The sequence below is a fragment of the Specibacter sp. NPDC078709 genome (genome assembly GCF_040686795.1).
Lineage (GTDB): Bacteria > Actinomycetota > Actinomycetes > Actinomycetales > Micrococcaceae > Specibacter.
The window spans coordinates 56,716-81,489 of sequence record NZ_JBFBLU010000008.1; the positions used below are offsets into that span (position 1 = coordinate 56,716).

24 protein-coding genes are annotated in these 24,774 nt (G+C 60.9%); 7 read left to right on the plus strand and 17 right to left on the minus strand.

Features of this window, described 5'->3' with window-relative positions; genetic code table 11:
• Nucleotides 1-109: 109 nt before the first annotated feature.
• The 8 genes from AB0P14_RS14600 to AB0P14_RS14635 all read right to left on the minus strand — a co-directional run bounded on the left by AB0P14_RS14600 (nucleotide 110) and on the right by AB0P14_RS14635 (nucleotide 9,900).
• A complete protein-coding gene (locus tag AB0P14_RS14600; protein WP_363843678.1) occupies nucleotides 110-2,065 on the minus strand; it encodes an NHL domain-containing thioredoxin family protein in 1,956 nt (651 codons plus the stop codon).
• A complete protein-coding gene (locus AB0P14_RS14605) occupies nucleotides 2,065-4,275 on the minus strand; it encodes a cytochrome c oxidase assembly protein (RefSeq protein ID WP_363843965.1) in 2,211 nt (736 codons plus the stop codon). Before AB0P14_RS14605 ends, AB0P14_RS14600 begins: the two co-directional genes overlap by 1 nt.
• Nucleotides 4,276-4,668: 393 nt before the next feature.
• Nucleotides 4,669-4,950, minus strand: a complete 282-nt coding sequence (locus AB0P14_RS14610; RefSeq protein WP_363843681.1) for an HU family DNA-binding protein — start codon at nucleotides 4,948-4,950, stop codon at nucleotides 4,669-4,671.
• 476 nt (nucleotides 4,951-5,426) lie between these two features.
• Entirely contained in the window at nucleotides 5,427-5,732 is a 306-nt protein-coding gene (rpsN, locus tag AB0P14_RS14615; protein WP_062285947.1) for a 30S ribosomal protein S14, read from the minus strand.
• A gap of 4 nt (nucleotides 5,733-5,736) precedes the next feature.
• Entirely contained in the window at nucleotides 5,737-5,904 is a 168-nt protein-coding gene (gene rpmG, locus AB0P14_RS14620; RefSeq protein WP_044574616.1) for a 50S ribosomal protein L33, read from the minus strand.
• Nucleotides 5,904-6,140 carry a 50S ribosomal protein L28 gene (gene rpmB / locus AB0P14_RS14625; protein WP_038465685.1) on the minus strand — a complete coding sequence of 79 codons (237 nt, stop codon included), beginning with the start codon at nucleotides 6,138-6,140 and terminating at the stop codon, nucleotides 5,904-5,906. Before rpmB ends, rpmG begins: the two co-directional genes overlap by 1 nt.
• A gap of 949 nt (nucleotides 6,141-7,089) precedes the next feature.
• On the minus strand, nucleotides 7,090-7,863 hold the full coding sequence (locus tag AB0P14_RS14630) for an SGNH/GDSL hydrolase family protein (protein ID WP_363843686.1): 774 nt from the start codon (nucleotides 7,861-7,863) through the stop codon (nucleotides 7,090-7,092).
• A gap of 156 nt (nucleotides 7,864-8,019) precedes the next feature.
• Nucleotides 8,020-9,900: an ABC transporter ATP-binding protein gene (locus tag AB0P14_RS14635; protein ID WP_363843689.1), complete on the minus strand. Its 1,881-nt coding sequence runs from the start codon at nucleotides 9,898-9,900 to the stop codon at nucleotides 8,020-8,022.
• 102 nt (nucleotides 9,901-10,002) lie between these two features.
• Between AB0P14_RS14635 and AB0P14_RS14640 the strand changes: the two genes are divergently transcribed.
• Nucleotides 10,003-10,515 carry a MarR family transcriptional regulator gene (locus AB0P14_RS14640; RefSeq protein WP_363843692.1) on the plus strand — a complete coding sequence of 171 codons (513 nt, stop codon included), beginning with the start codon at nucleotides 10,003-10,005 and terminating at the stop codon, nucleotides 10,513-10,515.
• 49 nt (nucleotides 10,516-10,564) lie between these two features.
• Here AB0P14_RS14640 and AB0P14_RS14645 read toward each other — a convergent pair whose 3' ends face one another.
• Nucleotides 10,565-11,596: an NADP-dependent oxidoreductase gene (locus tag AB0P14_RS14645; RefSeq protein ID WP_363843695.1), complete on the minus strand. Its 1,032-nt coding sequence runs from the start codon at nucleotides 11,594-11,596 to the stop codon at nucleotides 10,565-10,567.
• A gap of 132 nt (nucleotides 11,597-11,728) precedes the next feature.
• Here AB0P14_RS14645 and AB0P14_RS14650 point away from each other — a divergent pair, with 132 nt between their 5' ends.
• Nucleotides 11,729-12,298 carry a helix-turn-helix domain-containing protein gene (locus AB0P14_RS14650; RefSeq protein WP_363843698.1) on the plus strand — a complete coding sequence of 190 codons (570 nt, stop codon included), beginning with the start codon at nucleotides 11,729-11,731 and terminating at the stop codon, nucleotides 12,296-12,298.
• A 101-nt stretch (nucleotides 12,299-12,399) separates the two neighbouring features.
• Here AB0P14_RS14650 and AB0P14_RS14655 read toward each other — a convergent pair whose 3' ends face one another.
• The 7 genes from AB0P14_RS14655 to AB0P14_RS14685 form a co-directional block, all read right to left on the minus strand.
• Nucleotides 12,400-12,813, minus strand: coding sequence for a VOC family protein (locus AB0P14_RS14655; RefSeq protein WP_363843701.1), 414 nt, complete (start codon nucleotides 12,811-12,813; stop codon nucleotides 12,400-12,402).
• Between the two features lie 145 nt (nucleotides 12,814-12,958).
• On the minus strand, nucleotides 12,959-13,942 hold the full coding sequence (locus tag AB0P14_RS14660) for a siderophore-interacting protein (protein WP_363843703.1): 984 nt from the start codon (nucleotides 13,940-13,942) through the stop codon (nucleotides 12,959-12,961).
• Nucleotides 13,939-14,913: an ABC transporter ATP-binding protein gene (locus AB0P14_RS14665; protein WP_363843706.1), complete on the minus strand. Its 975-nt coding sequence runs from the start codon at nucleotides 14,911-14,913 to the stop codon at nucleotides 13,939-13,941. Before AB0P14_RS14665 ends, AB0P14_RS14660 begins: the two co-directional genes overlap by 4 nt.
• A 1-nt stretch (nucleotide 14,914) precedes the next feature.
• Nucleotides 14,915-15,874 (minus strand): iron chelate uptake ABC transporter family permease subunit, encoded by a 960-nt coding sequence (locus tag AB0P14_RS14670; RefSeq protein ID WP_363843968.1) that lies wholly within the window; start codon nucleotides 15,872-15,874, stop codon nucleotides 14,915-14,917.
• 119 nt (nucleotides 15,875-15,993) lie between these two features.
• Complete coding sequence (locus AB0P14_RS14675) at nucleotides 15,994-17,028, minus strand: iron chelate uptake ABC transporter family permease subunit (RefSeq protein ID WP_363843971.1); 1,035 nt, start codon at nucleotides 17,026-17,028, stop codon at nucleotides 15,994-15,996.
• A 119-nt stretch (nucleotides 17,029-17,147) separates the two neighbouring features.
• Nucleotides 17,148-18,203 (minus strand): iron-siderophore ABC transporter substrate-binding protein, encoded by a 1,056-nt coding sequence (locus tag AB0P14_RS14680; protein WP_363843709.1) that lies wholly within the window; start codon nucleotides 18,201-18,203, stop codon nucleotides 17,148-17,150.
• Nucleotides 18,204-18,412: 209 nt separating this feature from the next.
• Nucleotides 18,413-18,907, minus strand: coding sequence for a MarR family transcriptional regulator (locus AB0P14_RS14685; protein ID WP_363843712.1), 495 nt, complete (start codon nucleotides 18,905-18,907; stop codon nucleotides 18,413-18,415).
• Nucleotides 18,908-19,045: 138 nt separating this feature from the next.
• On the opposite strand from AB0P14_RS14685, the gene AB0P14_RS14690 reads away from it, so the two are divergent.
• Nucleotides 19,046-19,681 carry an NAD(P)-binding domain-containing protein gene (locus tag AB0P14_RS14690; RefSeq protein WP_363843715.1) on the plus strand — a complete coding sequence of 212 codons (636 nt, stop codon included), beginning with the start codon at nucleotides 19,046-19,048 and terminating at the stop codon, nucleotides 19,679-19,681.
• A 162-nt stretch (nucleotides 19,682-19,843) separates the two neighbouring features.
• Here AB0P14_RS14690 and AB0P14_RS14695 read toward each other — a convergent pair whose 3' ends face one another.
• Entirely contained in the window at nucleotides 19,844-20,848 is a 1,005-nt protein-coding gene (locus AB0P14_RS14695; protein ID WP_363843718.1) for a glutathione S-transferase family protein, read from the minus strand.
• Nucleotides 20,849-21,039: 191 nt separating this feature from the next.
• Between AB0P14_RS14695 and AB0P14_RS14700 the strand changes: the two genes are divergently transcribed.
• The 4 genes from AB0P14_RS14700 to AB0P14_RS14715 all read left to right on the plus strand — a co-directional run bounded on the left by AB0P14_RS14700 (nucleotide 21,040) and on the right by AB0P14_RS14715 (nucleotide 24,768).
• The gene (locus AB0P14_RS14700) at nucleotides 21,040-22,263 is read left to right on the plus strand and encodes an ABC transporter ATP-binding protein (RefSeq protein WP_363843974.1); all 1,224 of its coding nucleotides are present in this window, start codon (nucleotides 21,040-21,042) and stop codon (nucleotides 22,261-22,263) included.
• Nucleotides 22,263-22,979: an ABC transporter permease gene (locus tag AB0P14_RS14705; protein WP_363843721.1), complete on the plus strand. Its 717-nt coding sequence runs from the start codon at nucleotides 22,263-22,265 to the stop codon at nucleotides 22,977-22,979. Before AB0P14_RS14700 ends, AB0P14_RS14705 begins: the two co-directional genes overlap by 1 nt.
• Before the next feature lie 146 nt (nucleotides 22,980-23,125).
• On the plus strand, nucleotides 23,126-23,773 hold the full coding sequence (locus tag AB0P14_RS14710) for an ABC transporter permease (RefSeq protein WP_363843977.1): 648 nt from the start codon (nucleotides 23,126-23,128) through the stop codon (nucleotides 23,771-23,773).
• Between the two features lie 44 nt (nucleotides 23,774-23,817).
• Nucleotides 23,818-24,768 (plus strand): ABC transporter substrate-binding protein, encoded by a 951-nt coding sequence (locus AB0P14_RS14715; protein ID WP_363843724.1) that lies wholly within the window; start codon nucleotides 23,818-23,820, stop codon nucleotides 24,766-24,768.
• Nucleotides 24,769-24,774: the final 6 nt, after the last annotated feature.

Here is a 24,774-nt window from a genome sequence, read left to right on the forward strand (position 1 = left end):
GCAGGGATGTGCGCAGGTAAATTTCGTCTCACACTGTAGCGCTTAAATGAGTAGCTCCGGGAGATCAATGATCTTCCCGGAGCTACTCATTTGTGGCCCTGCGTCAGCGCTAGAGTCCGCGCAGGTCCAGCGCCAGTTCCGAGACTCCTTCTGCGTTCAGCAGTACCGGAATGCCCCAGTCCTGCTGGTACAGGTGGCACGCGGCATGGTCCGGGATCTCACCATTGGCGTCTTCTGGGCCGTCGCAGGCTGCGGCACGGGCGGTCAAGTGCAGAACTCCCTCAGGAACGTCGGCTGCAAGTACCAGCGTCCGCTGCAGGCCCACGGAGGTTCCGCCACCGCTGATCAACAGTTCCGGCGGCGTGGAGGAAACCTTCAACTGGGTGGGGTCACCCCAGCGGTCATCAAGCTTTTGTCCTGTCGGCGCGGAGAAGTTGATGGTCAGCTGCAATTCGCCCGGAGCCACATCGGTCTTGGGGCGCTGCGTCTGAACAGCACCCTCATCAACCTGCAACGCGTTCTTGGGCAGAGGAAGGCGAATCAGCTGGTGCTGGTTGGACTCAACCACAATGAGCAACGGCACCTCGCCAGTTTCATCCAGCAAGACATCGCTAGGTTCAGCCAGACCGCGAGCCAAGGTACTGACAGTCTTGGTGGCCGGATCGTAGCGACGCACAGCACCGTTGTAAGTGTCCGCAATAGCTACCGAACCATCAGGCAGCACGGCAACTCCCAAGGGGTGCTGCAGACGCGCCTGATCGGCCTCGCCATCACGGAAACCGAAGTCAAAGAGCCCCTCGCCGATGGCCGTCTCAACACTCGCCGTTATGACTCCTGCTTCCCCGTCGCTCGCGAACTTCAGAACACGCAAGGCGGAGGTTTCCGAATCAGCTACCCAGATATTGCCTTGGGCATCTTCGGTGAGTCCGGAAGGCTGGGCAAACCAAGCCTGATCGGCCGGCCCGTCCAACAATCCCTCGAGACCATTGCCAGCCACCACGGTGACCGCACCGCTAGACGGATCAAAGTCAAAGATCTGGTGGGTCCCAGCCATGGCGATAACCACCGTCTTCAGCACTGTTGAATAGGCAACATCCCACGGCGAAGAAAGCGCGACCTCTAGCGGCGCGGTGCCGAGGAACGTCTCAGAGGCTGCTGCGCCGTCGTCGTTCACTCGGGCAGGGCCCGCCTCCAAGAGGCGCTGGACGCCGTTGCCGGCAAGGGTGCGCACGGCGCCGGTGGCCAAGGTGACTCCGCGGAGGCGGTGGTTTACCGAGTCAGCCACGACGACGTCGTAGCCCACCGCGGCGGCCAGCTCAGCCGGGAGCAGGGCCAGTCCGTGAGGTTCGTTGAACTGTGCATCCTCGGCCGCGCCGTCAAGGTAGCCCTTGGTGCCGGAGCCAATGGTGCGAACAACGGTAGCCAGATCAGGGCCCGTTTCCACGAGGCGGTGATGGCCGGTGTCCGAGACCAGGAAGTTGCCCGTGGCTAATGGCAGGACCTTACCGGGGAAACGCAGGTCACGGGACACCGGTTCCGGGGCAACGTACGGGCCGTCACCGCGGTGCAAGGTGCCCTTGGCCTCGTGTTCGGCGATCAGCTCAGGAATGAACGAGGCCAAGCCAGCAGCATGGCCCTCACCTGACATGTGCGCCACGATGTAGCCTTCGGGGTCCACAACCACCAGCGTGGGCCAGGCCCGGGCCGAGTATGCCTGCCAGGTGACCAGCTCGGGGTCATCCAGAACTGGGTGGTGAATCTCGTAACGCTCAACGGCCGCGGCCAGGGCAACGGGGTCAGCTTCGTGCTCGAACTTGGGCGAATGCACACCGACCGTCACCAAGACGTCCTTGTATTCCTCTTCCAAGGGGCGCAGCTCATCAAGAACGTGCAGGCAGTTGATGCAGCAGAAGGTCCAGAAATCCAGCAGCACGATCTTGCCGCGCAGCTTCTCCAGGTTCAGCTCCACACCACCGGTGTTCAACCAGCCGCGGCCTTCAAGCTCAGAGGCCCTGACCCTGACAGACTTGGCTGCGGCAGGGGTGGTTTTCGTTGCGGAATCCACTAGTTCGCTTCTCCTTGCGATCTGGCCGGGTTCTCCGGCTCACGAGTTTTACTGTCTTCGGTGTTACTAGTCTTACTGCTACTGTTCTTGCTGCTCTTGCTGTTCTTACCGTCTTCGGCGACACCTGCGGTGTTGCCGGCTGCGCCTTGTTCGGAGCGTTCCTGCGTGTGATGCAGATGCGGCAATGCCGGTCCACGGCCCGATTGTGCCATGGCATTATCACGGGCCGCCAGTTGGGCGAACATGTCATTGTAAGCGCCCAATTCGGCGTCCTTATTCCTGTCGGCCGCCCGGTCCTTGCGTTTAGTCTCGCGCGCATCGGACTTTGCCCACATATAGGCCACTCCCAGGGCGATCATGAGGGTGGGGAACTCTCCCACACCCCAAGCGATGCCGCCGGCGGTTTGCTGATCAACCAGAGCCCCATCACCCCAGGGCCGGCCCATGTTGCCGAAGTACTCCCCGGAGAGCAGCCCCGTGGCCATCATGAGCGAGACACCGAAGAAGGCGTGGAACGCCATAGTGGCCAGCAGTAGCAGCAGACGCAGCGGGTAGGGAGCTCGGGTGGGGAGCGGGTCGGCGCCAATCATGCTCTGCACGAAGATGTAGCCAGTGAGCGAGAAGTGGATGATCATCAGCTCGTGACCGACATGGTATTTCATGGCCAAGTTGAACGCTGGGGAGTAGTAGAACAGGATCAGGCTGCCGGAGAAGTTTGCGGCAGCGAAGAGCGGGTGCGTGATGACCTTGGAATACCGGGAGTGTACGAGCACCAGGATCCATTCTCGGATCCCACGAGAACCGTCCCTGCGGGGTGTTAGTGCCTGCAAGGCAAGTGAAATGGGCGATCCCAGAGCGAGGAACAGCGGCGCAATGGCCATCAACGCCATGTGCTCTACCATGTGGGCGCTGAACGTGACGGCACCGTACACGGCCGGGCCACCGGAGGTGATGTAGACCAGCGCCAGCAGACCAACGAACCACGAAGCGCTGCGTAGCACCGACCATTTGTCACCGCGTTTGCGCAGCTTCATGATCCCCATGAGGTAGGCGGCGCCAGCCAAGACGGCAAAGAACACCCACAGCCAGTCCATCCGCCATTCCGTGAACCAACGGGAAAACTCAAGCTCCGGGGGCAGCGGGTAGCCAGTGAGGATCTGCGCAGGCGTCAGGGCTGTCGCGGACAACTCGCGTGACTGTGGTGGGGCGGATCGACCCAGGCCAACGGCAATGCCGCTGACAATGCCCATGACTAGCAGTTCAACAAAAATGAGTTGCCACAGCAGGCGGCGGGTCTTCCCGTTCTCCTTCTTGCCGCCCTCAAGGCGCGGAATGATCCATTCCCGGTGCATGTAGCCAATGACGCCTAGGACAACAGTGGCAGCAAACTTCGCCAGAATCAGTTGTCCGTAGGAGGAGTAGAAGAGATCGTGCCAGTTGGTGATGCGGATGGCACCGTTGATGATGCCGGAACCTGCAACTGCCACGAAAGCGAAGAGTGCCAAGGCGGAGAAACGTTTGAGAGTTTGGGCCGTGATCTTGCCCAAAACACCCGAAACAACCACCAGAACGATGATGCCACCCACCCAGAATGAGGCTCCGGTGATGTGCAGGAACAGAGAGTTCACAGCACCCTTATGATCGGCGCTAGAGGCCGAATGCCCGATCAGGGCTTGTGGGACAAAAGAGAGCATTGCCAGCACCAGCGGCACGGCCAAGGCGCTGATGTTGCGCAGCCCAAATGCCAGTGTGGTGACCACTGCGGCAACAATGGTGATGGTCAGCCAGGCTTGCCCCACGGGCAGCTCCGTCATAAAGAACACCAGCATGTTGGTGTATTCACTGTTACCGGTCAATGGGAGTCCGGAAATACTGGAATATGTCAGTACCAGCACGGCGATCGCGGAGATGGTCCAGACCCCGCCAGCCACCATGGCGAGCGTCATGGCCCGGGTAAAGGCAGGATGCTCGGGGACAGCTTTGCGCTTGGCAGCGTCTTCTTGTTGCCGACCGGAGTGCGGTCGGTGTTGCTTGAGATCCTTGGGCAGGATGACCACGGCGAACACGAGGGCACCAATGACCGAGGACAATGCCAAGTTGTGGATGGTGGTGGCCAACGGCAGGCCCCATCGTGTGAATGCCCCCGGATCGGCCAGTAGCTGGACGGCTGTGGCGCCTGTCCACAGGAGCGCCAGCACCACTGCGGCCATAGCTGTCGCGAGTCCGAGCCACCACCAATAGCTGGGAATTCCGTTGTCAAAAGTACCTCCGCGGGATGGCGCAGAGGTACGGACGGTGGTGGCGGGGGCAGAGTCTACGGGTGGCACCCCTCTATTCTCCTGCACCCAGTGAACATCGGGCGAATCAGGGATCTCACAGGAAAGCGCAAGAAGACCCCAGCAGAGCCTTGAAGAGTCAGGAGTGGACCTCCAGCACCGAGGCTGCCGTGCCTGCTACTGCACAGTGCTGAGATAAAAGCAGGGACAATGCGGAGAAAAATTCCAGACTCAGTGATGGCCCAAAAGGTGCTGGCCTAAAAGCTGACTTAAAAGCTTGAAGGCGGCCAGCTGATGCCGACCGCCTTCAAAGGAACTGTGAAGAAATTACTTCTTGACAGCAGCCTTCAGCTTGGAGCCAGCGGAGAGCTTCACGCTGTGGCCTGCTGCGATCTGGATGGTCTCGCCGGTCTGCGGGTTACGGCCGGTGCGTGCTGCACGGTCGGTGCGCTCGATGGAGAGCCAGCCCGGGATGGTGATCTTTTCGCCGGCTGCAACGGAGCTCTCGAAAACGGAGAAGAGCGCATCCAAAACAGCGTTTACTGCGGTCTGGCTGGTCTCAGCCTTTGCAGCAACTTCAGCAACCAATTCGCTACGGTTCTTAGCCATGTTTGTCCTCCTGGACGTAAAGTGAATCCAATTCCACGCGGTTGCGTGTCAACCACTGCTAGCGAACTTACCAGCAATTCCGCGGAAATCCGGCAAATTTGCCCTATTTTTGACGCAAATTTCCCGGATTCTAGGGTTATTTCGCTCTCAGCCGACACATTCGGGGCCAATTTGGGATCATTTCGGGCTGTTCACCCCGTCCCGTCGACACGGGCTGCGGCTCTTGAGACCGCCGTCGGGCACAGCGAAGGGTGAGGATTCCGGCGTCGCAGCTTAGGGAATGGCGCATCTTAGGCAATGCTGCAGGAAATGGGCGCCGACGCGACAGCAACTCTCGCAATAACGGCTCATCCAGCGCGAGACACCACAGAAATTACTGGGCCTGGACAAGCTCGACCAGCTGGCCCCGGCAAAAGGGCAGTAAAAAGGGCGGCGACCCGAAGGTCACCGCCCTATTTACAACCGGAAATCAGTGATTACCAGCTGGACTTCTTGATACCGGGCAGTTCGCCAGCGTGTGCCATCTTGCGGAAGCGTACACGGGAGATGCCGAACTTCTGGAGCGTTCCACGGGGACGGCCGTCAATGGCGTCGCGGTTACGAACACGTACCGGCGATGCGTTGCGGGGGAGCTTCTGCAGGCCCAGGCGGGCCGCTTCGCGCTCTTCGTCGGTGGAGGTAGGGCTAACGAGGGCCTTCTTCAGGGCGAGACGCTTTTCGGCGTAACGCTCGACGATAACCTTGCGCTGCTCGTTCTTCGCGATCATGGACTTCTTAGCCATAGTCTTAGCGCTCCTCTCGGAATTCGACGTGCTGACGGATCTTGGGATCGTACTTCTTCAGAACCAAACGGTCCGGAGTGTTACGACGGTTCTTACGAGTTACGTACGTGAAACCAGTGCCCGCGGTGCTCTTGAGCTTGATGATCGGACGTACGTCCTTGTCTTTTGCCACTAGAGCTTCACCCCACGAGCGAGAATTTCTGCGACGACAGCGTCAATGCCGCGAACGTCGATGGTCTTGATGCCCTTGACGGAAAGCTGCAACGTAACGTTGCGGCGCAAGGACGGAACCCAGTAGCGCTTCTTCTGGATATTCGGATCGAACCGACGCTTGTTGCGGCGGTGCGAGTGCGAAATGCTATGTCCGAAGCCCGGCTCGGCTCCAGTCACCTGGCAATGAGCTGCCATGATCACTCCTAATAAATGTATGAATACGGTTCACTGGTGTAAACCGTGCGAGTAGGCAGCGTCCGCCCTTGGACAGCATGATTCCCCGTCGTCATTTACATGATGATGAGGAGGTGACCGTCCGGCGAATACCCGAATGCACGCAACTTGAGCCCCTAACTACCGGCCCGCGGGAGGATAATCACCGCAAACCGGAGCAATTGCACACGCTCCGCGCTACCTAGCGCCTAACCAGTCTAGATGCAAGGGAGCGATTAACCCTAATTGGCCCATATCATGCCCTGCATTAAACACACACGCAGGGCGTGAAAGATGTTTTCGCGCCCCGCCTGTGCGTCCCCCAATGGCTCCGCACTGATTCTTTTCTGTATTCTCACTGCGCCGTCACTGCGTGGAACCCCACGAATGCACAACTGAATGCACGACGCCGTCCCGCCAGTCCCAGCCCCTTGGCAGCTTCCCGCCGCTCAGGTCTGGCCGTTAGTTTGGGAAGCTAAGTTGCGGAGCTTAGGAAGAAAAACTGAGCTCGATGGGCCAGATTCCACGAATATCGTGGTGAGCCGCCCCCGGTAGCTGCGCCTCCGAGCCGTTTCCCACAGCAACCAAACCGTGCTGCTGCGTTTGCTTTTGCTGCGGCGCCGAGTATCCAGACTCGAGATTTATCCCTTGTCCAGACTCCATCGCAGCTCCACCAAATAAGGCTCCACCAAATAAGACCATTTCCTGTTCCTCCCCCAACGCTCCCCCACTGTTTCCCCATGGGGTTTTTCGCAATGCCAGTGCTTCGAGGTTACGGATGGGTCGGTAGCAATACATCGGTAGTTACTACGTATCTTTAGGGACCGAGCTCTTGGGGGTCGAGGTCCGCCGAGCTCTTGGGGGTCGAGGTTCGCCGAGCTTTTGGGGATCCGGGCGGCTTCTAGACCAGCGGATTCTGGGCCAGCGGCTTCTAGACCAGCGGGGATCGCAGGCTTGGCCAGCGTGCGCTCAAGTTATCGCCCGAAGAGACCCCACGCAGTCGTCTACTGACCCACGGGCCCACATATTCTTTGGTCCAGGCGGCGTTGTCTTTGAGGGTCTCGCTGGTGGTGCGTACGGGGATGGGCGGGAGATCCGGCATGGGGAGGCGCGCGGTTTCACCGAGTTGTTCCAGCACACGGTTGGCCATGTTGATGTGGCCCGGTGTGGACATGTGCATGCGGTCGATCCCCCACAGGCGCCAGTCGTTGTACTCGCGGAACCGCCAGTAGTCCACGAGCTCGGCGCCGTGGGTCTCGGCAACTTCACGGACCAGTTCGTTGTAGACGGCGGTGCGGCCGCGAATGCTGGCGAAGACCTTTGACGAGCTGGCGTCATAGCCGGTGAAGATCAGGACGCGGGCGCCGGTGGCTGCCAGCTTGGCGATGCCCTCGGAATACGAAGCAACCATGGCGTCGATATCCACCTTGGGCCGCAGAATATCGTTGACGCCGGAGTAGATGGTGACGAGCGTGGGATTCAGGGTCACGGCGGCATCGATTTGCTCGCTCAGGATCTGCTTCATTTTCTTGCCGCGGATGGCCAAATTTGCGTAGCCCCAGGATTGCTCCGGGTGCGCCAGTGCCAGTTGTTCGGCCACCCTGTCCGCCCAACCGCGAACTTGGTTGGGTCGTGTATGGTCGGTGTCGCCCAGACCTTCGGTAAACGAATCGCCTAATGCCACGTACCGTGCTGAAAATTCCACGCCTACTCCTTGCCGCCAGCAGTCCCGACCGCCTCCAGGTGGCGCACGCCGTTGATGCGTGCCGCTGCCCAAAAGTGGCCGGATTTATGTACGCCAAGTCTATGTCCGGATCAAGACCGGACTGATCCGGAGCCATGTGAAGCATCGGGGACCGCTTTAGGAAGCCAGTTCCAGCTCTTCGCCGGCTGCGATGAGGGCCGCATAGGCGCCTCCCGCAGCTGCCAAGTTCTGTGGTGTTCCCACCTCAGCGAGTATCCCGCCTTCCAGTACGGCCAGCTGATCGGCGTCCTCCACGGTGGAGAGCCGGTGGGCGATGGTCAGCGTGGTGCGCCCTGTTGACAGGTGGTCCAGTGCTAGCTGAACGGCGGCTTCGGTGGTGTTATCCAGAGCCGAGGTGGCCTCATCGAGTACCAGTACTCTCGGGTTTCGCAGAATGGTCCGGGCAATGGCCAGCCGCTGCTGCTCTCCTCCGGAGAAGCGGTGACCGCGAGCTCCCACCAGAGTGTCCAACCCATCCGGCAATCCGGCCACAAGGTCTGCGATTTGTGCAGAAGCCAGGGCCTTCCAGAGCGTTGCATCGTCGGCATCCGGGGCCGCCAGCAGTAGGTTTTCGCGGATTGAGGCGTGGACCAAATAACTTTCCTGGGACACCACCCCCACAATGCGAGCCAGTACCTCCGGGGCAATCTCGCGCACATCCACCCCGTCAATCGTGACGCGGCCAGCGGTGACATCGTGAAGTCGCGGCAGCAATGCACCCAGCGTCGACTTGCCGGAACCGGTGGAACCGACCACGGCGGTGGTGGTGCCGGCGGGAAGCGTGAGGTCGATTCCGCGCAGAACGTCGGCCCCGCCGTCGTACGCGAAATGGATGTTTTCAAAGCGGACCTCACCACGCACCGTGGACGGGTCCAAGGGGACGGGGTTCTCCGGGGCAGTGATGTCCGGGACCAGGTCGAGGTATTCAAAGATGCGGCTGAACAGGGCCATGGCCGTGACCCACTGGACGCCGAGGTTCAGCAGCCCCATGATGGGGCGGAAAATGGTGGCCTGCAGCGCGGTGAACGCCACGATGGTACCGATGCTCATGGTGTTTCCGGGCAGTCCGCCGGCAAAATAAATCAGCGCCGGGATGGCAGAGAAGATGATGCCCATGGTGGCCATCCGCCAGCGGCCGGCCAGCTGCGAGCGCAGTTCCAGCCCAATGAGGCGTTCGGAACTTTCGGTGTAGCGGGTGGCGTCGCGGTCGGTGGTGCCGAGGGTTTTGGCGAGCCGGACCCCGGAGATACTCAGCCCCTCCTCCACATAGGTGTTCATGGTGGCGAGTTCGGCCTGCATGGTTGAGGTGATGTCGCGGCGCAGCAGGGCCACGCGGCGGGAAAACCAGACGGCCGGCGGGATGACGATCAGCGAAAGCAGCGCAAGTTTCGGGGACAGGACCACCATGGCCACGGCTGTGCCAACGGCGGTGGTGACGTTAGATGCCACGCCCGTTGCGGTTGAGGTGATGACCGATTGCATGCCGGAAATATCGTTGTTCAGGCGCGATTGCACCTCACCGCTGCGAGTGCGGGTGAAGAAGGCGAGCGATTGTTTTTGCAGGTGCGTGAAGAGCCTGGTGCGCAGGGTGTGCATGATCCGTTGGCCCATTTTGGTGGTCATCCACGTCTGCACCACGCCGATCAGGGCGGTGGTGGCGGCAACGGCGATCATGGCGATCGCCAGCCACGCCAGCAGCGGGACGTCCTTGGTGGGCAGCGCGGTATCGATGATGCTGCGGACCAGGAATGGTTGCGCCAGGCTGATGACGCTGGATGCGGTAATAAGAAGTACGACGACGGCTATTCTCACCTTGTGCGGTGCGAACAGTGCAACGATGCGTTTGAAGCTGACCGGGTGGCGCTTGATCTGCTGCTTGTCGGCCGGGTTTACGCGGGTGGGGCCGCGACCCTTGTGCTCTTGGGAGCCGCGAGAGTCTGATGAGCCGGAACTGTCACGGCCGGGTTTTTGTTTTTGTATGCGGATGCTCTCCGTCATGGGCGCCACCTCCAATGGTGTGCGGGGTGCGGGACTCGCACCAACTAATACAGAGGTTACCTCACTATGTGGTTACGTGTCAATAGTGAGTATGCTTAGTGCATGGCTTCCCTTGATGGCACGGCTTCCCCGGACAGTACGACTTCCCACGACGATGCGCCCGAGCTCGGCGAACTTTTTCACGCGGCTTTTCGCGGATTGCGGCGCACCTGGGCCGAACAACTCGCCCCGTGGGAGCTGACACCGCATCAGTGGCGTGCGCTGATGACACTCAATCGGCACAGTCACAGCCACAACCCCAGCACCAGCCCCAGCGACTGCGGCCCCGACTGCAACACCGGCGATGTTCGACTCAAGGATCTAGCCGAGCGCCTGCGCATTGCACCGCGCTCGGCCACCGAAGTGGTCGACCAGCTCGAGGCCAAAGGATTGGTGCGCCGCGACGCTGATCCCTCGGACCGACGAGCAACGCTCATTGTCCCCACGGATGCCGGGCGCCAACTGTTTACCGAGGTGCAGGCCGAACGCCGGGATAAATCCAAGGAATACTTTGGCCGCCTCAACGCAGAAGACCAAAGCGAACTGGCGCGGATCCTCTCCCAGCTCCGCGACTAGCCAGAGCGCACCCGCCGAGCCGAGCCGCCGGGCCGGGCCGGCGATCAGCTCAGATCAGGTCAGCCATGGCAGCTGTACGGACCACCATCTTGCCCGTGTTGGCGCCGCGCATCATGCCTAGGAACGCGTCCACTGCATGATCGATCCCGTCGACCACTGTTTCATCGAAGGCGATCTCCCCGGCTGCGAACCATGTGCTCATGTTCGCGTTGAACTCAGGAGCGAGGTCGAGGTAGCTGCCCAGGGTGAAGCCCTTGAGCGCGAGGCCGCGGGTGATCATATTGGCCATATTGTCCGGACCCACTTTGCGATCAGTGACGTTGTAGCCAGCAATGGCACCACACAGGGCAGCCCTGCCGCCGGGGTTGAAGACATCGAGCGCAGCCTCAAGGTGATCGCCGCCAACGTTGTCGAAGAAGACGTCAATACCCTCCGGCGCAGCGGCTGCGAGCAGCTCACGCACGGGCCCGGACTTGTAGTTGAATGCTTCGTCGTAGCCGTACTTTTCCTTCAGTAGGGCCACCTTCTCGTCACTACCAGCGGATCCAATGACGCGGCTGGCGCCCATGAGTCGCGCGATCTGGCCAGCGGCACTACCAACGGCTCCGGCTGCACCGGAAATAAAGACCGTATCACCGGCCTTCAGGCCCGCGATCGCACTCAGACCAACGTAGGCGGTCAAGCCCGTCATCCCCAGAACGCCTAGGTACACCGACAGCGGCACGCCGGGAATTTCCGGAACAATCCTGAACCCGGCAGCATCTTCTTGGACAACATCCCGCCAGCCGAACTGGTGCAGCACCACCGAACCTACCGGAATACTCTCGCTCGTCGACTCGACAACTCGCCCAATGGCACCACCAGTCATCGTTTCCCCCAGAGCGTAGGGTGCTGCGTAGCTCTTTGCATCACTCATGCGACCGCGCATGTACGGGTCAACGGAGATGTACTCATTGACCACGCGAAGCTGATCTGGCCCCAGCTCGCCTAGTTCTACCCGCGCAGTGGTGAAATCGGTGGCAGTGGGCCAGCCAATGGGACGGGCGGCGAGTTGGATTTGGGTGCTGACTGTGGTGGACATGGCGTGAACTCCCTGGGTGGTGCAAAAGTGTCTGCGCGGCATGTTCACACCGCGCGTGAACTATTATGGAATGAGTAATCCACTATATAGTGGACTGATCGGTTCACAAAATGAGGGGCTCACTTGGGACGCATGCAAACGTTTGATACGGATGATGCAGTTCGCTCTGCGCGGGCAGTTTTTTGGGAGCGCGGTTACGAGGAAGCTTCTCTCCCAGAGCTTGAGCGTGCTACCGGACTGAGCCGGTCCAGCATCTATCATGCCTTTGGCAACAAGCGCGGGCTTTTTGATGCCGCCGTGGCCAGTTATCTCCGCGAGATCATCCACCCACGGCTTCAGCCTTTGGAGGCCGCCAAGGTGGCCCCGGACGCGCTCACTAACTATTTCACCGGCCTGAGCGAAGCGCTGAGTCAACCCGATTCGCTGCAGTCCCACAGCGGCTGCCTGCTCCTGAATGCGGCCGGCGCGCCGATTTCGAACGAGACCGCCGTCAGCCAAGCCATCGCTGGATATCGGGAAGAGTTAAAGAGCGCGTTAGGCCGCGGTGCCGCTGCCCTTCACCCAGAAATGGACGACGGCGCCCGCCTCCAGTTGGCCACGGTGCTCAGCTCTCTGGTGATCGCAGCCATGACCTTGTCCCGCATCGATAGCGCTCAGGCGCTGGCCACCTTGGACACAGCGCTAGCACTACTGCAGGACTAAAAACGCTATCCCAGCTTTGGCACGTTTTTAGCGAACGCTAGCACAGCAAATGCTGCGGCTCCCGTAGCCAGGGCTGCACTAAGGCATATTGTGCGCTGCTACTAAGCCTTGGACGATCCGTCGATATTGACCATCCACGGCACGCCAAACTTGTCCGTCAACAGGCCAAAGGTGTCACCCCACGGCGCTTTCGTCAGGGGCTCGGCCACTGTTGCGCCGTCGACCAGTCCGTCCCACCAGCCGCGCAGCACAGCCTCGTCGTCACCGGAGAGGCAAACACTGGAATTAGCTCCAAGTTCCATCGAATTGGGCACATCTGCTCCCATGATGACCACATCGTGGTCTCCGGACACCATGCCATGCATGATTTTTCCGGACTCGGCGGGGTCTTCAAACAGACTAAATTCTGCGTAAGTCCTCATCGCTAGCGTGCCGCCAAAGACGGACTGGTAGAACTCCAACGCAGCCTTAGCAGTGTCGCGAAAGTTCAGATACGGGGTAAGACGGACTGTCATGGCATTTCTCCTAGCGTCAGGCACTGAGCACGGATGGGATAAGTGACAGTATCCACCGATCCACCCCACATGTCAGCAGTTTCCCGAGGGCGATTGCGCGAAAAGCATGGGCAAAAAAGCTTCCGCCGCCGCGCAGCAATTTCTTCTAGTCCAGCGCCTGCCCCTTGCGCCAGTAGCCCATGAACGCCACAGCGTTCCTGTCCATGCCCACATCGCGCACCAGGTAGCGGCGTAGATCGCGAATGGTGGCAGCCTCTCCGGCGATCCAGGCATACAAACCGTGGCCGGCAGTGCCAACCGGGGTCTCCCACAGGATAGAGGCGTCAATATCTACCTCTTCAGGCTCCTCGCCCACATCGCATGCCGCCGGGGCAATGAGCGATCGCACCGCTTCGGACAAGGCCTCACCGTGGACCATGCCGCCCCGAGCAAGCCACAGGATTTCAACGTTGGCTGGCGTGGAGATGTCCAGAAAATCTGCGGCCGTGGGAACTTCCAGCACGGCCTGACCGCTGATATGCGGTGGCAGGGTTTCCAAAATGGCGGCAATTGCAGGGACTGCCGTCTCATCTCCCACGAGCAGTACGCGTTCTGCCTCGCCGGGTGCAAACTCGATGCCCAAGCAGTCGCCCCAGCGCGCGCAAGGACCAACTAGCAGCAGAGCATCCCCCACTACAGCGGAGGCGGCCCACTCGGCGGCGGGCCCCGATCCACCATCTAAGTGCAGCACAAAGTCAATGTCCATCTCCGCCGGGACAGCAGGGGAATGCTCCGAGGCAGAAATAGCGCGGCGCAGGCTGCGGACCGTGTAGGTTCGCATCACCCCACGCACCGATTCATCCAGTCCACGCCACGTTTGGTACCAGTCATCCTGCAGCGAGCCGCGAATATTGCTGAACTCCGGAAGCGCATGGCCCGGCGACGGAATCATGATCTTAACGCGCAGATCCAGGGTTTCACCGTCGGCGTTGGAACCAAACAAATCAAGGTCCGGGCCAGTGAGGGTGATGCGCCGGAAATGCTCACTCAACCGCTGCACGGCACTGACCTGCAGATCAAAGACCCGCATGGGCTTGATCGGATCCACTTCCGCAGAAACTGCGTTGTTCTCCAAGATTGCCGAGCTCATGCCTTTACTCCTTCTACTGCGGAAAATTCTTGTGCGGACAACTCCGAGACGGCCGGATCTGAAACTGCCGGCGCTGTCACCGCAGGTTCTGAGGCAGATAAGCGTTGCGCCGCGGCGTCAGCCAACACTGCCGCCCGCCGACCCACCGGAACCACCATGGGCGTGCCCACCACGGGATCGGGTACCACCACGGACTCGAGTCCAAACACTTCTTGGACCATTTCGGCGGTCAGTACCTCTGCCGGGGCACCTTGCGCCACAATGTCGCCGCTCTTCATGGCGATCAAATGGTCGGCGTAGCGTGCGGCCAGATTCAGGTCGTGCAGCACAATGGCCACCGTGATGCCGCGCCGGGCGTTGAGCTCGGAGACCACATCGAGCACCTCCACCTGATGTGCCAGATCCAGGTAGGTGGTGGGCTCATCCAGCAGCAACACATCAGTTTCCTGAGCTAAAGCCACAGCAATCCAGACCCGTTGACGTTGCCCGCCAGAGAGTTCATCGATGCTGCGATTGGCCAGCTCGGCCGTGCCGGTGACGTTCAGCGCGGCGGCCACGGCGTCGTCGTCGGCCGGTGTCCACTGGCGGAACCAGCCCTGATGCGGGCTGCGGCCGCGCCCCACAAGATCGGCCACGCTGATGCCGTCCGGCGCCGTGGGAGTCTGCGGCAGAATGCCGAGTTTGCGGGCCAGATCACGGGTGGGCACTTTGTGTATATCTGTACCGTTGAGATGGACGACGCCGGCACTTGGCTTAAGCAGCCGGGCCAAGCCGCGCAGCAAGGTGGATTTTCCGCAGGCGTTGGCTCCCACAATGATGGTCACCTTTCCGGCGGGCAATTCAACGCTGAGGTTCTCAACAATGGAACGGTCGCCATATCCCAGAGAAAGCTCCCGGGCAGATAATTCACTGGCGCATAGCTCAGTGGCAGACGGTGAAGCAGCGCGTTCGTGACTGTTCGCGGGGTGCATCTCAGCCTCCTTGGTTGGCACGGTTGGTGGAAATGAGCAGCCACAGCAGGAACGGTGCACCGAGCGCTCCGGTCACCACCCCCGCGGGCAATGACGTTCCGGGGATGGCATTGACGGCAATAAAGTGAGCGGCCAGCACAATGGCGGCACCCACCAGGGAGGCGAGCGGCAGGCTGGCCACTCCCCCGTTCAGCCGCTTGGCGATGGGTCCGGACAAGAAGGCCACAAAGGCGATGGGGCCGGCAGCAGCAGTGGGAAAGGCGGACAGCAGGACGCCGAGAATCAGGAGCAGAAGCCGAGCCCGCGGGACGTTAAAACCGAGCCCGGCCGCGGTATCGTCGCCAAGAGCCAGGCCACCCAGTTCGCGGGATCCAAAGGCCACCAATGGTGTCAGTACCAGCAGCACCACGGTCAAGAGGCCCACCCGCTCCCAGTTCGCGGAATTCAGTGAGCCCGTCAGCCACACCATGATTTCCGTAGCGTTAGTAAAATCCGCCCGGGACAACAGGAACGTGATGGTGGCCTGCATGAACGCGGCGGCACCAATGCCAATCAGAATCAGCCCCGTGCCGCCGCGCCCGCGAGCCAAAACGGAGATCAGCAGGGCCACGAGCAGCGCGCCAATGATGGCAGCTACCGAGAGTCCCGCTCCACGCAGTCCAAAAATGACAAACGCGGCAACGGCCGTGGCACTGGCACCGTAACTAATTCCAATGATGTCGGGGCTGGCCAGCGGGTTGCGCAGCATGGTCTGGAAAATGGCGCCAGCCGCACCGAACGACGCCCCAGCCAGCAGCCCAAGCAGCGCTTGCGGCAACTTATTTTCCATCACGATGAAGCTGGCCCCGGGAATGGTTTTCCCACCCAGCATGGCGAAGAAATCGGGGATAGTGACCGTATAGCTGCCCAGCAGAACGTTGATGGCCAGCAAAACGACGACCAGGAGGCTCATGGCCCCCATGAGTAATGTTCGACGGCGGCGAGGCGCCTTGCGCGCATCGCGCACCCAGTCTCCGGTCACCGCCGAGGCATTGGTGGCTGTGCCGCGCCATGTCTCACGCGCAGTGTCTCCCATGGCGCTCATAGCTCTGCCTGCTTTCCACGGCGCACCACGGCAATGAAGACGGGAGCCCCAATCAGCGCGGCAAGAATGCCAGCCGGCACCTCACCGGGGAGCAGGACCACACGGCCCACCACATCGGCCAGCAACAGCACGGTGGGTGCTGCCAGCAAAGACAGCGGCAGCAGCCAGCGGTAGTCAGGTCCCACCAAAGCACGCAGTAGGTGCGGAACCACCAGCCCGATAAAGCCGATGGGTCCAGCCAGAGCTGTGGCGGATCCGCACAGCAGGACAATGCCAATTGCTGAAATGGCACGGCCCAAACCCGGACGTTGACCGAGCCCACGGGCCATGTCATTACCGAGCGCCAAAGTGTTCAAGAGCTTGCCAGTACCGAGCAAAATGACGGCACCCACGGCCACAAAAGGCAGCACGGAAATAATGGATTCCCACGATTTCCCAGCCAGCGCACCCACCTGCCAGCTGCGGAACAGCTCCAGGGAATCCTGGCTCGTGACCAGCATGGCGCTCATGAGCGATCCCATGCCAGCGGCCACGGCGGCGCCGGCGAGTGCCAGCTTCACGGGAGTTGCCCCGCTGCGGCCCAAACTGGCCACCGCATACACAACAACGGCGGCAACGGCGCTGCCCGCGAAGGCGAACCACAGGTAGCTGGAGACTCCGGCGGCACCAAAAAAGAAGATCCCAGCCACCACAGCCAGGGCCGCTCCAGCGTTGACACCCAGAATGCCAGGATCTGCCAGCGGGTTACGGGCCACGCCCTGCATGGAGGTGCCCGCCAGACCCAAAGACAGGCCAACAATAAGCCCCGCCACGGTCCGCACGATGCGTGCAGAAACCACTGCGTGGTCTCCATTGGCTGGGTCAAAATTCACAAGTGCATCCACCACCGCAGGCAGCGGGATACTTCGCGCACCAACCGCGAGAGAAAGTAACACGGCTACACAAAGGGCAGCGACGAGCAACGCGAGCCACGCAAGACGGCGGACGGCACCACCTGCTGTCCTGCCTCCAACTGCCCCGCCAGCAGTCATCTCATCTGCCGTTACCCCGCCTGCAGTTACCCCGGCGGCAGCGAGAGAAGGCACTTTGGCCGTGACCGGCGTCGAACCTTCCCTCGCAGCGGCTGGTGCGTTAAACACAGAAACGGGACCTAGACCTTGTCTGCTGCGGCGCCGAGCAGAGGCAGGAACTTATCCAGAGCCCAGGGCAGGCTCAGCGGTGAGGCGGCAGAGATGGACAGCGTGAGGGTGTTGTCCGAGTCTGCAACGAAGGCCCCGGACTTGACGGCGGGGATCTGACCCAGCAACGGGTCGGCCACAATGGCTCCCTTGGTCTTCTGATCGGGCACCCAGCTGACAAACACCTGCGAGTCCAGCTCATTCGCCTTTTCGGCGGACCAAGGCATGAAGAACCCCTCGGCTTTCTTCTCCGCTTCAACCACAACTGGGGCAAGCTCCATGCCGATGCTGCTGAGGAACTTGGGGCGGTTGTCTCCGGAGAGGTAGACGTTCACGCCGTCGCTCTTGGCCGGCTCCAGATTTCCGTAAATGAAGGTCTTGCCCTTGATGGAGGGGTACTTGGCGGCCTGCTCAGCAATGGTCTTTTCGGTGGCCGTGATGAGTTCCTTGGCGGCGGCAGACTTGCCCAGCGCGGCGCCAATCATGGTGGTGGAATCCTGCCACCCTGTGCCATAAGCGGCCTCCGGGAACGCGATGACCGGGGCAATCTTGCTGAGCTTGTCGTAATCTTCCTGCGTCAGACCCGAGTAGGCAGCCAGAATGACGTCAGGAGTGGTCTTGGCAATCTCGGTGAAGTTCACGCCGTCCACCTCCGAGTACTGGACCGGGGCCTTGTCAGTACCAAGGCCTGCGCCAGCCTTTTCCAAAGCGGCGTCCTTCCACGGGGTGGAGCCCTGAGCATTTCCGCCCCAGTCATTCAGAGGCATTCCCACGGGGATGACACCCAGGGCAATGGCAACGTCGTCGTTGACCCAGGACACCGTGGCGACGCGCTGCGGGGCCTTGTCGATGACCGTTTCGCCGTAAATGTGCTTGATGGTGACAGGGAAGGTGTCAGTCGAGGCCTGCGTCTTCTGTGCTTCAGTTCCCCCGGTGGCGCCCGTGGCGCAGCCCGCGAGGCCAACTCCCAGCGCTGCAACGGAAGCAAACAGGCCCAACTTCAGACCCTGACGACGTGAAAATTCCAATGTAGTTCCTAACGGTGACCCCAGCGAACACTCACCCTAGTTAGGCAAGCCTTAGCTACATTACGGCACTAGAGGCTCATTAGGGAACATTTTACTACCCTATTTGACGCTGGGAGCAACATTCATAGGCAGTGGCACCGAAAGAATCAGGAAATCCACAGGTGGAATGTGGCTAGTATCACTTTTTACAAAGGAGCGTCCGGGGCGACTTAGGGCTGAACTGGCGGGCGGAGCGTCCAGTGCTGCTCATCCAAGCCTCGAACCAGCTTTCGTCCCACGCGCGCAAGGTCAGCTACGTCCTTGTGATCCAGTTGATCAAAAATAAGTTCCCTTACCGACTCCACGTGCGCAGGAGCCAGATCCCGGATCAACTTCAGGCCGACCCCAGTAATGGCAGTCTGCGTAACGCGCGCATCGCCAGTATGGACCGAGCGTTCCACCAGCCCGCGGGCGTGCAGCTTCTTCGCAACATGAGAAAGCCTCGAGAGTGAGGCGCTGGTTCGGGCGGCCAGCTCACTCATCGGCAAGATGCCATCCTCCGCCTCGGAGAGCATGGCCAGCACGTTGTACTCAAAAAGTGACAACTTGGCAGCTTGCTGGAGCGGGGCCTCCAAGGCTCCGGGCAGCAAGGTGGTGATGGCAAGCACCGCCAACCATGCGGAGCGTTCTTCGTCATTTAGCCAGCGCGGTTCCAACTCAGTCATTGCGCCATCTTTTCACGAATCCGAGCGGAACTAAGGGACTTGGATATTTTTACTTGACACTTCAACCAAATGCGCTTACGCTTTAGTTGTAGCTTCAAGTAAACGACTTCCAGCCATTCATTAGAAAGCAGGACCATCATGAACGCCATCACCATCATCGGTACCGGAAACATGGCACGCGGCATTGCAACCCGAGCCCTTGCGGCTGGACGTATCGTTGAACTTTTGAACCGCGACGCCGACAAGGCAGCCGCAGTGGCCGCAGAGCTGGGTACGAACGTCACCTCGGGCACCGTTGGCCAGGCTCCCGCCGGGGACATCGTGGTCTTGGCGCTGCCGTTCGACGCCGCCAAGGAAGTTGTTACCTCCTACGGCGCCACACTGGCCGGCAAGACCGTTGTTGACATCACCAACCCGGTGAACTTCGAGACCTTCGATTCACTGGTTGTTGCTCCCGGCACCTCCGCCGCTGAAGAAATCGCCGCACTGACCCCCGGCAATGTGGTCAAGGCCTTCAACACCACGTTCGCTGGTGCCTTGGTTGCCGGCGAAACCGAAGGCCAGATCCTGGACGGTTTCATCGCAGGAGACAATGCCGATGCAACTGCAGCCGTAGCCTCACTCATGACCGACGGCGGCATGCGCCCCATCGTGGTTGGTGCACTCAAGCGCTCACGCGAATTGGAAGGTTTCCAGTTCGTCGTCATGACCCTCCAGGCCAACCCCGCCTTCGAAACCTTCAACTGGAACACCGGCCTGAAGATCGTCGGCTAATACCGACCCATCCCGCGTAAAAACCGGGTGGCGGAGCCGGAGTTTCCGTAGGCGAGGTAGTAGGCGAGGTAAAGGAGAACTAAAGGCCGCCCGCGGCCGCAGTGCGGATAGTCGCCGAGGTGCGGATAGTCGCCGAGAAAATTCCGGTTCCGCCGGCAGCCCCTATGCGTCCACCGGACGTGTGGGGGCGCTTCCGTTTCCGAAAGGTGAGCCACCGAGTGACTGCCGGCCGTGCGCCGTCGTCCATCCTGAAGTGTCCGGGCCAAGCGGGACAATCTGAGTGGGATTCAGATCGGTGTGGACGATGTAGTAATGCGCCTTGATCTGCTCAAAGTTCACGGTGTCGCCGAAGCCGGGCGTCTGGAACAGATCGCGAGCGTAGGCCCACAGTACGGGCATCTCGCTGAGCTTGTTCCGGTTGCATTTGAAGTGCCCATGGTAGACGGCATCGAAGCGGACCAGGGTGGTGAAAAGGCGGACATCGGCCTCGGTGATGGAATCCCCCATGAGGTACCGCTGCGTGGCCAGGCGTTCCTCGAGCCAGTCAAGGGCAACGAACAGGCGCTCATATGCGGCGTCATAGGATTCCTGGCTGCCGGCAAAGCCACAGCGATACACGCCGTTGTTGACCTCGGTGAAAATGCGCTTGTTGACCACGGCCATTTCTTCGCGAAGGGCTTCCGGGTAGAGGTCCGGGGCGCCGTCGCGATGGAATTCGGTCCACTCGGTAGAGAAATCGAGCGTGATCTGCGGGAAGTTATTGGTCACGACGGCGCCGCTGGGCACATCAACGATGGCCGGAACCGTGATGCCGCGCGGGTAGTTGGGGGTGCGCTTGAAGTACGCGTCCTGCAAACGCTCAATCCCCAGAACGGGGTCAACACCGCCGTCATCGAGGTCAAAGGTCCAGGAGCGGACATCGTGCGTGGGTCCACAAACGCCAATCGAGATTGCGTCTTCAAGGCCCAGCAGACGCCGAACAATGGTGGAGCGGTGCGCCCACGGGCACGCCCGGGAAACTACCAAACGGTATCGCCCTGCCTCCACGGGGTAGCCATCCTCGCCGCCGCGCGTAATACGGGTTTCAATGTAGTTGGTGTCCCGCGTGTACTCGGCCCCGGTAACGTAGGCGCCCTTGGTGCTGAATTCCGAATTCGAAGTGTCCATAGGGTTAGCCTAAGACACTGCCCGCCGGCTATCCGCTTTACGTGACAAATAGACCCTGACTATGATCAACAGGCACCAGGTGAACGATTCACAAGAACGCCACCAACAGTGAGGATCCACACATGACGGACCAAAGACTTACCGTCACACGCCAGGACAGTAGCCGTTCTGACCAGGAATCGACTGGCCAGATTGGCAACGCCATGGTCCAGTTCCAAGGTGTCAGCAAGGTTTTTCAAACGGGCCAAGCAGCTGTTGAAAACCTCAATCTCAGCATTGAACGTGGCAAGATCACCGTCTTTGTTGGCCCCTCGGGCTGCGGCAAAACCACATCTCTGCGCATGATCAACCGCATGGTGGAGCCCACCGCCGGCACCATCACCGTGGACGGACGTGACGTCAGCACCATCCCCGCTCACGAACTCCGCCGTTCCATGGGCTACGTCATGCAACAGGCTGGACTGCTCCCGCACCGCACCGTGATCGAGAACATTGCCACCGTGCTGCGCCTGAACAAGGTGCCGCGCGCGCAGGCCAAGAAGCGTTCCCTCGAGCTACTCGCCACCGTGGGCCTGCCTGCCGCCATGGCAGATCGCTACCCCAATCAGCTTTCCGGCGGTCAGCAACAGCGCGTGGGAGTTGCTCGCGCACTGGCCGCCGATCCGCCCGTTTTGCTCATGGATGAGCCCTTCTCCGCCGTGGATCCGGTGGTCCGTGCCGAGCTCCAGCAGGAGTTGTTGCGGTTGCAGCGCGAGCTGGCCAAGACCATCATTTTTGTCACCCACGACATCGACGAGGCCACCATCCTCGGAGACCGGGTCGCCGTTTTCGCCACGGGCGGGCGCGTGGCCCAGTACGCTCCCCCGGAGGAAATCCTCCGTGCCCCCGTCGATGATTTCGTGGCCAACTTTGTGGGCCGCGACCGCGGTTTCCGGCGCCTATCCTTCAGCGGCGGCGAGTCCGTGCCCATCCATCCGGCCCCTCTGGCCCGCACGGAGAAGGCCTGCACGGAGAAGTCGGGCGCTGGGAAGCACGACGCCGACACCCACTTTGGCAGCGCATCGACGGCTTGGGCGCTGGTTGTGGACAGTGACGGCCGGCCGCTGGGCTGGCTCGCCCCCGGCGCCCCACTGAGCTCCGGCCCCAGCCCAGCCCAAGGCCTAGGCCCCAACCCAGCGCCGAGCCCCGCCACCACCTCTAGCCAAGCTGCGGACCAAGCTCCGGACCAGCCGCAGTTGATCCCCGGAGGGTCCCTCTTCCACGCCGGCGATCCTCTCCGCAACGCCTTGGACGCGGCGTTATCCTCGCCGTCCGGGCTGGGAGTTGCCGTGGACAGCGAGGGGCGAGTGACCGGCGTCGTGCATGCCCAAGAGGTCCTGGCAGCCATCGAGTCCACGCGTGAAAGCCGAAGCTGATGGAGTGGTTTCTGGACAATCGGCCGCAGGTATTCAACCTTGCCGGTTACCACTTGATTCAGGCGATCGTGCCGCTGGTGCTCGGCGTCCTCATCGCTGTCCCGTTGGCGCAGCTGGCACGGGTCAACAAGGTCGCTAGCGGCATCATTTTGTCAGTGGGCTCGCTGCTGTACACGGTGCCGTCGCTGGCCCTGTTCGTCATTCTTCCGAGCATCCTGGGCACCAGAATTCTCGACTTCACGAACATCATTGTGGCGCTGACCATCTACGCCGTGGCGCTGCTGGTTCGCTCCACCCTCGACGCCCTGAACTCGGTCGATGACAACCTCCGGCAGGCTGCCACGGCCATGGGATACCGCCCTGTGCAGCGCTTCCTCAGCGTGGATCTACCCCTGTCCATCCCCGTTCTTTTTGCCGGATTACGCGTCATCTCGGTCAGCAATATCTCGCTGGTCAGCGTGGGTTCGCTGCTCGGCATCCCCAGCTTGGGCTTCCTCTTCACCGACGGCCTGCAGCGAAACTTCCCCACCGAGATTGTGGTGGGCATTGTGGGCACCCTCGCCCTGGCGCTACTCATGGACGTGGTCTTGGTGCTGCTGCAAAGACTGTTGACGCCCTGGCTCCGCAGCAGTAAATCCGCCACCCGTTCTAGGGGTTCCTCACATACTGCAAGTGATTCAAAAACCTCAAGCACGACGTCGGAGGTGTCAGCATGAGCCTCTCCACGGCTTCTCTTCCACTCACCAGCCTGCCCCTCGCTGCGCAGCCACTCACGGCGCAGCCCCTCACCACCTACACCACCAAGGACCCGTTCAGCCAAGGTTGGCAGTGGCTCACTGACCCGACAAATTGGCAGGGACCGATGGGCGTTCCCGTCCGGGTCATGGAACACCTCGGCTACTCAGGGCTGACCCTGCTGATTTCCCTGGCCATTGCCGTGCCCATTGGACTGTACGTTGGGCACACGGGCCGGGGGCGCGGTGTGGTTGTTTCCCTGGCAGGCATGCTGCGTGCGCTGCCAACACTGGGCATCATGACGCTGTTTGCGCTGCTGGCCAGCTCAGCACTGTCCCTCATGCCAGCTATTTGGTCCCTAGTACTGTTGGCGGTGCCGCCAATTTTGACAGGCACCTATGCCGGGATCGCCGCCGTCGACCGTCAAATAGTTGATGCCGCACGCAGCATGGGCATGACCGAGCGGCAGATCCTTTTTAGCGTGGAGGTCCCCAATGGGCTCGCGGTCATGTTGGGCGGGCTCCGATCGGCCGTGCTGCAGGTCATCTCTACGGTGGCCGTGGTGGCCTTTATCAGCCTGGGCGGACTGGGGCGTTACATCATTGACGGCCTTGCAGTGCAGGATTACGGTCAAGTATTAGGTGGCGCCGTAGTGATTGCGGTCCTCGCCATTGCGATTGACGGCGTGCTAGCCCTGCTGCAGCGCACCGTGGTCTCACCAGGTTTACAGACGGTCAAGGCGGCCCCAGAGCACAACACCGCTGCTCTGCCCTGAATTTCACATAGTTTTAAGATTCCCCGAGGTACAGGAGAAACATCATGAAGAAGAATTCCATGCCGACCCGCCGCTCACTGCTTGGGGCAGCCGCAGGACTCACCGTAGCCCTCGCTGTCACGGCGTGTGGCGGCGGCGATCCGCTGGGCACAAACAGCTCCGCAGCCGGCTCTGGTGACGGGTCCGGATCCGTGGTGGTGGGCTCGGCGAACTTCCCCGAGAACGCCATCCTGGCCGAAATTTATGCTGGCGCGTTGAACGCGGCCGGCGTCACGGCCAGCACCAAGTTGAACATTGGCGCCCGCGACGTCTACATGAAGGCACTCGAAGACGGTTCCATCGATGTGGTCCCCGAATACACCGGAAACCTGCTGGGATACCTGGACACGAGCAACACTATTATTGACGGTCCCGGCATTCTGGCAGCGCTTCCGGGCAAAATGCCCGCTGGCCTGAGCATTTTGGATGCGGCCGCCGCAGAGGATAAGGACGCCATTGTGGTGACGCCTGAAATCGCTGCCAAGTACAACCTGACCTCCATCGCGGATCTGGCGCCGGTGTGCGGTGAGCTGACGCTCGCGGCGCCGTCGGAATTCCAGACCCGACCTTACGGTTTGCCGGGCCTGAAATCGGTCTACGACTGTGTCCCCAAGGATTTCAAGGCGTTCAGTGCCAGCACGGAGGCTCTGAACGTCAAGGCCCTGCTCAACAATGAAGTCCAGATTGCCGATATTTTCACCACCTCCCCTGAAATCACCGCCAACAAGTTGGTGGTTTTGGAGGATCCCAAGGGTCTGATCGGCGCACAGCAGGTACTGCCCATCATCAAGACCGACAAACTCAACGAGGCCGGCACTACTGCCTTGAACAACGTCTCCAAGCAGCTCACCACGGACGATCTGATCGCCTTGCGCACACAGGTTGAAGGCGATCAAAAGATGGACCCCAAGGCCGCTGCAGCCGCGTGGCTCAAGGACAAGGGCATCACCAAGTAAGGAGCT

Bases quoted from the DNA above. Each gene is read 5' to 3' on its own strand.
- rpmB (WP_038465685.1), bottom strand. From the start codon at position 6,140: ATGGCAGCTCATTGCCAGGTGACTGGAGCCGAGCCGGGCTTCGGACAT.
- AB0P14_RS14670 (WP_363843968.1), bottom strand. From the start codon at position 15,874: ATGGGGGCCATGAGCCTCCTGGTCGTCGTTTTGCTGGCCATCAACGTT.
- AB0P14_RS14685 (WP_363843712.1), bottom strand. From the start codon at position 18,907: ATGACTGAGTTGGAACCGCGCTGGCTAAATGACGAAGAACGCTCCGCA.
- AB0P14_RS14665 (WP_363843706.1), bottom strand. From the start codon at position 14,913: ATGCACCCCGCGAACAGTCACGAACGCGCTGCTTCACCGTCTGCCACT.
- AB0P14_RS14690 (WP_363843715.1), top strand. From the start codon at position 19,046: ATGAACGCCATCACCATCATCGGTACCGGAAACATGGCACGCGGCATT.
- AB0P14_RS14660 (WP_363843703.1), bottom strand. From the start codon at position 13,942: ATGAGCTCGGCAATCTTGGAGAACAACGCAGTTTCTGCGGAAGTGGAT.
- AB0P14_RS14610 (WP_363843681.1), bottom strand. From the start codon at position 4,950: ATGGCTAAGAACCGTAGCGAATTGGTTGCTGAAGTTGCTGCAAAGGCT.
- AB0P14_RS14650 (WP_363843698.1), top strand. From the start codon at position 11,729: ATGCAAACGTTTGATACGGATGATGCAGTTCGCTCTGCGCGGGCAGTT.
- AB0P14_RS14645 (WP_363843695.1), bottom strand. From the start codon at position 11,596: ATGTCCACCACAGTCAGCACCCAAATCCAACTCGCCGCCCGTCCCATT.
- AB0P14_RS14705 (WP_363843721.1), top strand. From the start codon at position 22,263: ATGGAGTGGTTTCTGGACAATCGGCCGCAGGTATTCAACCTTGCCGGT.
- AB0P14_RS14635 (WP_363843689.1), bottom strand. From the start codon at position 9,900: ATGACGGAGAGCATCCGCATACAAAAACAAAAACCCGGCCGTGACAGT.
- AB0P14_RS14710 (WP_363843977.1), top strand. From the start codon at position 23,126: ATGGGCGTTCCCGTCCGGGTCATGGAACACCTCGGCTACTCAGGGCTG.
- AB0P14_RS14715 (WP_363843724.1), top strand. From the start codon at position 23,818: ATGAAGAAGAATTCCATGCCGACCCGCCGCTCACTGCTTGGGGCAGCC.
- AB0P14_RS14675 (WP_363843971.1), bottom strand. From the start codon at position 17,028: ATGACTGCTGGCGGGGCAGTTGGAGGCAGGACAGCAGGTGGTGCCGTC.
- AB0P14_RS14640 (WP_363843692.1), top strand. From the start codon at position 10,003: ATGGCTTCCCTTGATGGCACGGCTTCCCCGGACAGTACGACTTCCCAC.
- AB0P14_RS14605 (WP_363843965.1), bottom strand. From the start codon at position 4,275: ATGGCCGCAGTGGTGCTGGCGCTCCTGTGGACAGGCGCCACAGCCGTC.
- AB0P14_RS14695 (WP_363843718.1), bottom strand. From the start codon at position 20,848: ATGGACACTTCGAATTCGGAATTCAGCACCAAGGGCGCCTACGTTACC.
- AB0P14_RS14655 (WP_363843701.1), bottom strand. From the start codon at position 12,813: ATGACAGTCCGTCTTACCCCGTATCTGAACTTTCGCGACACTGCTAAG.
- rpsN (WP_062285947.1), bottom strand. From the start codon at position 5,732: ATGGCTAAGAAGTCCATGATCGCGAAGAACGAGCAGCGCAAGGTTATC.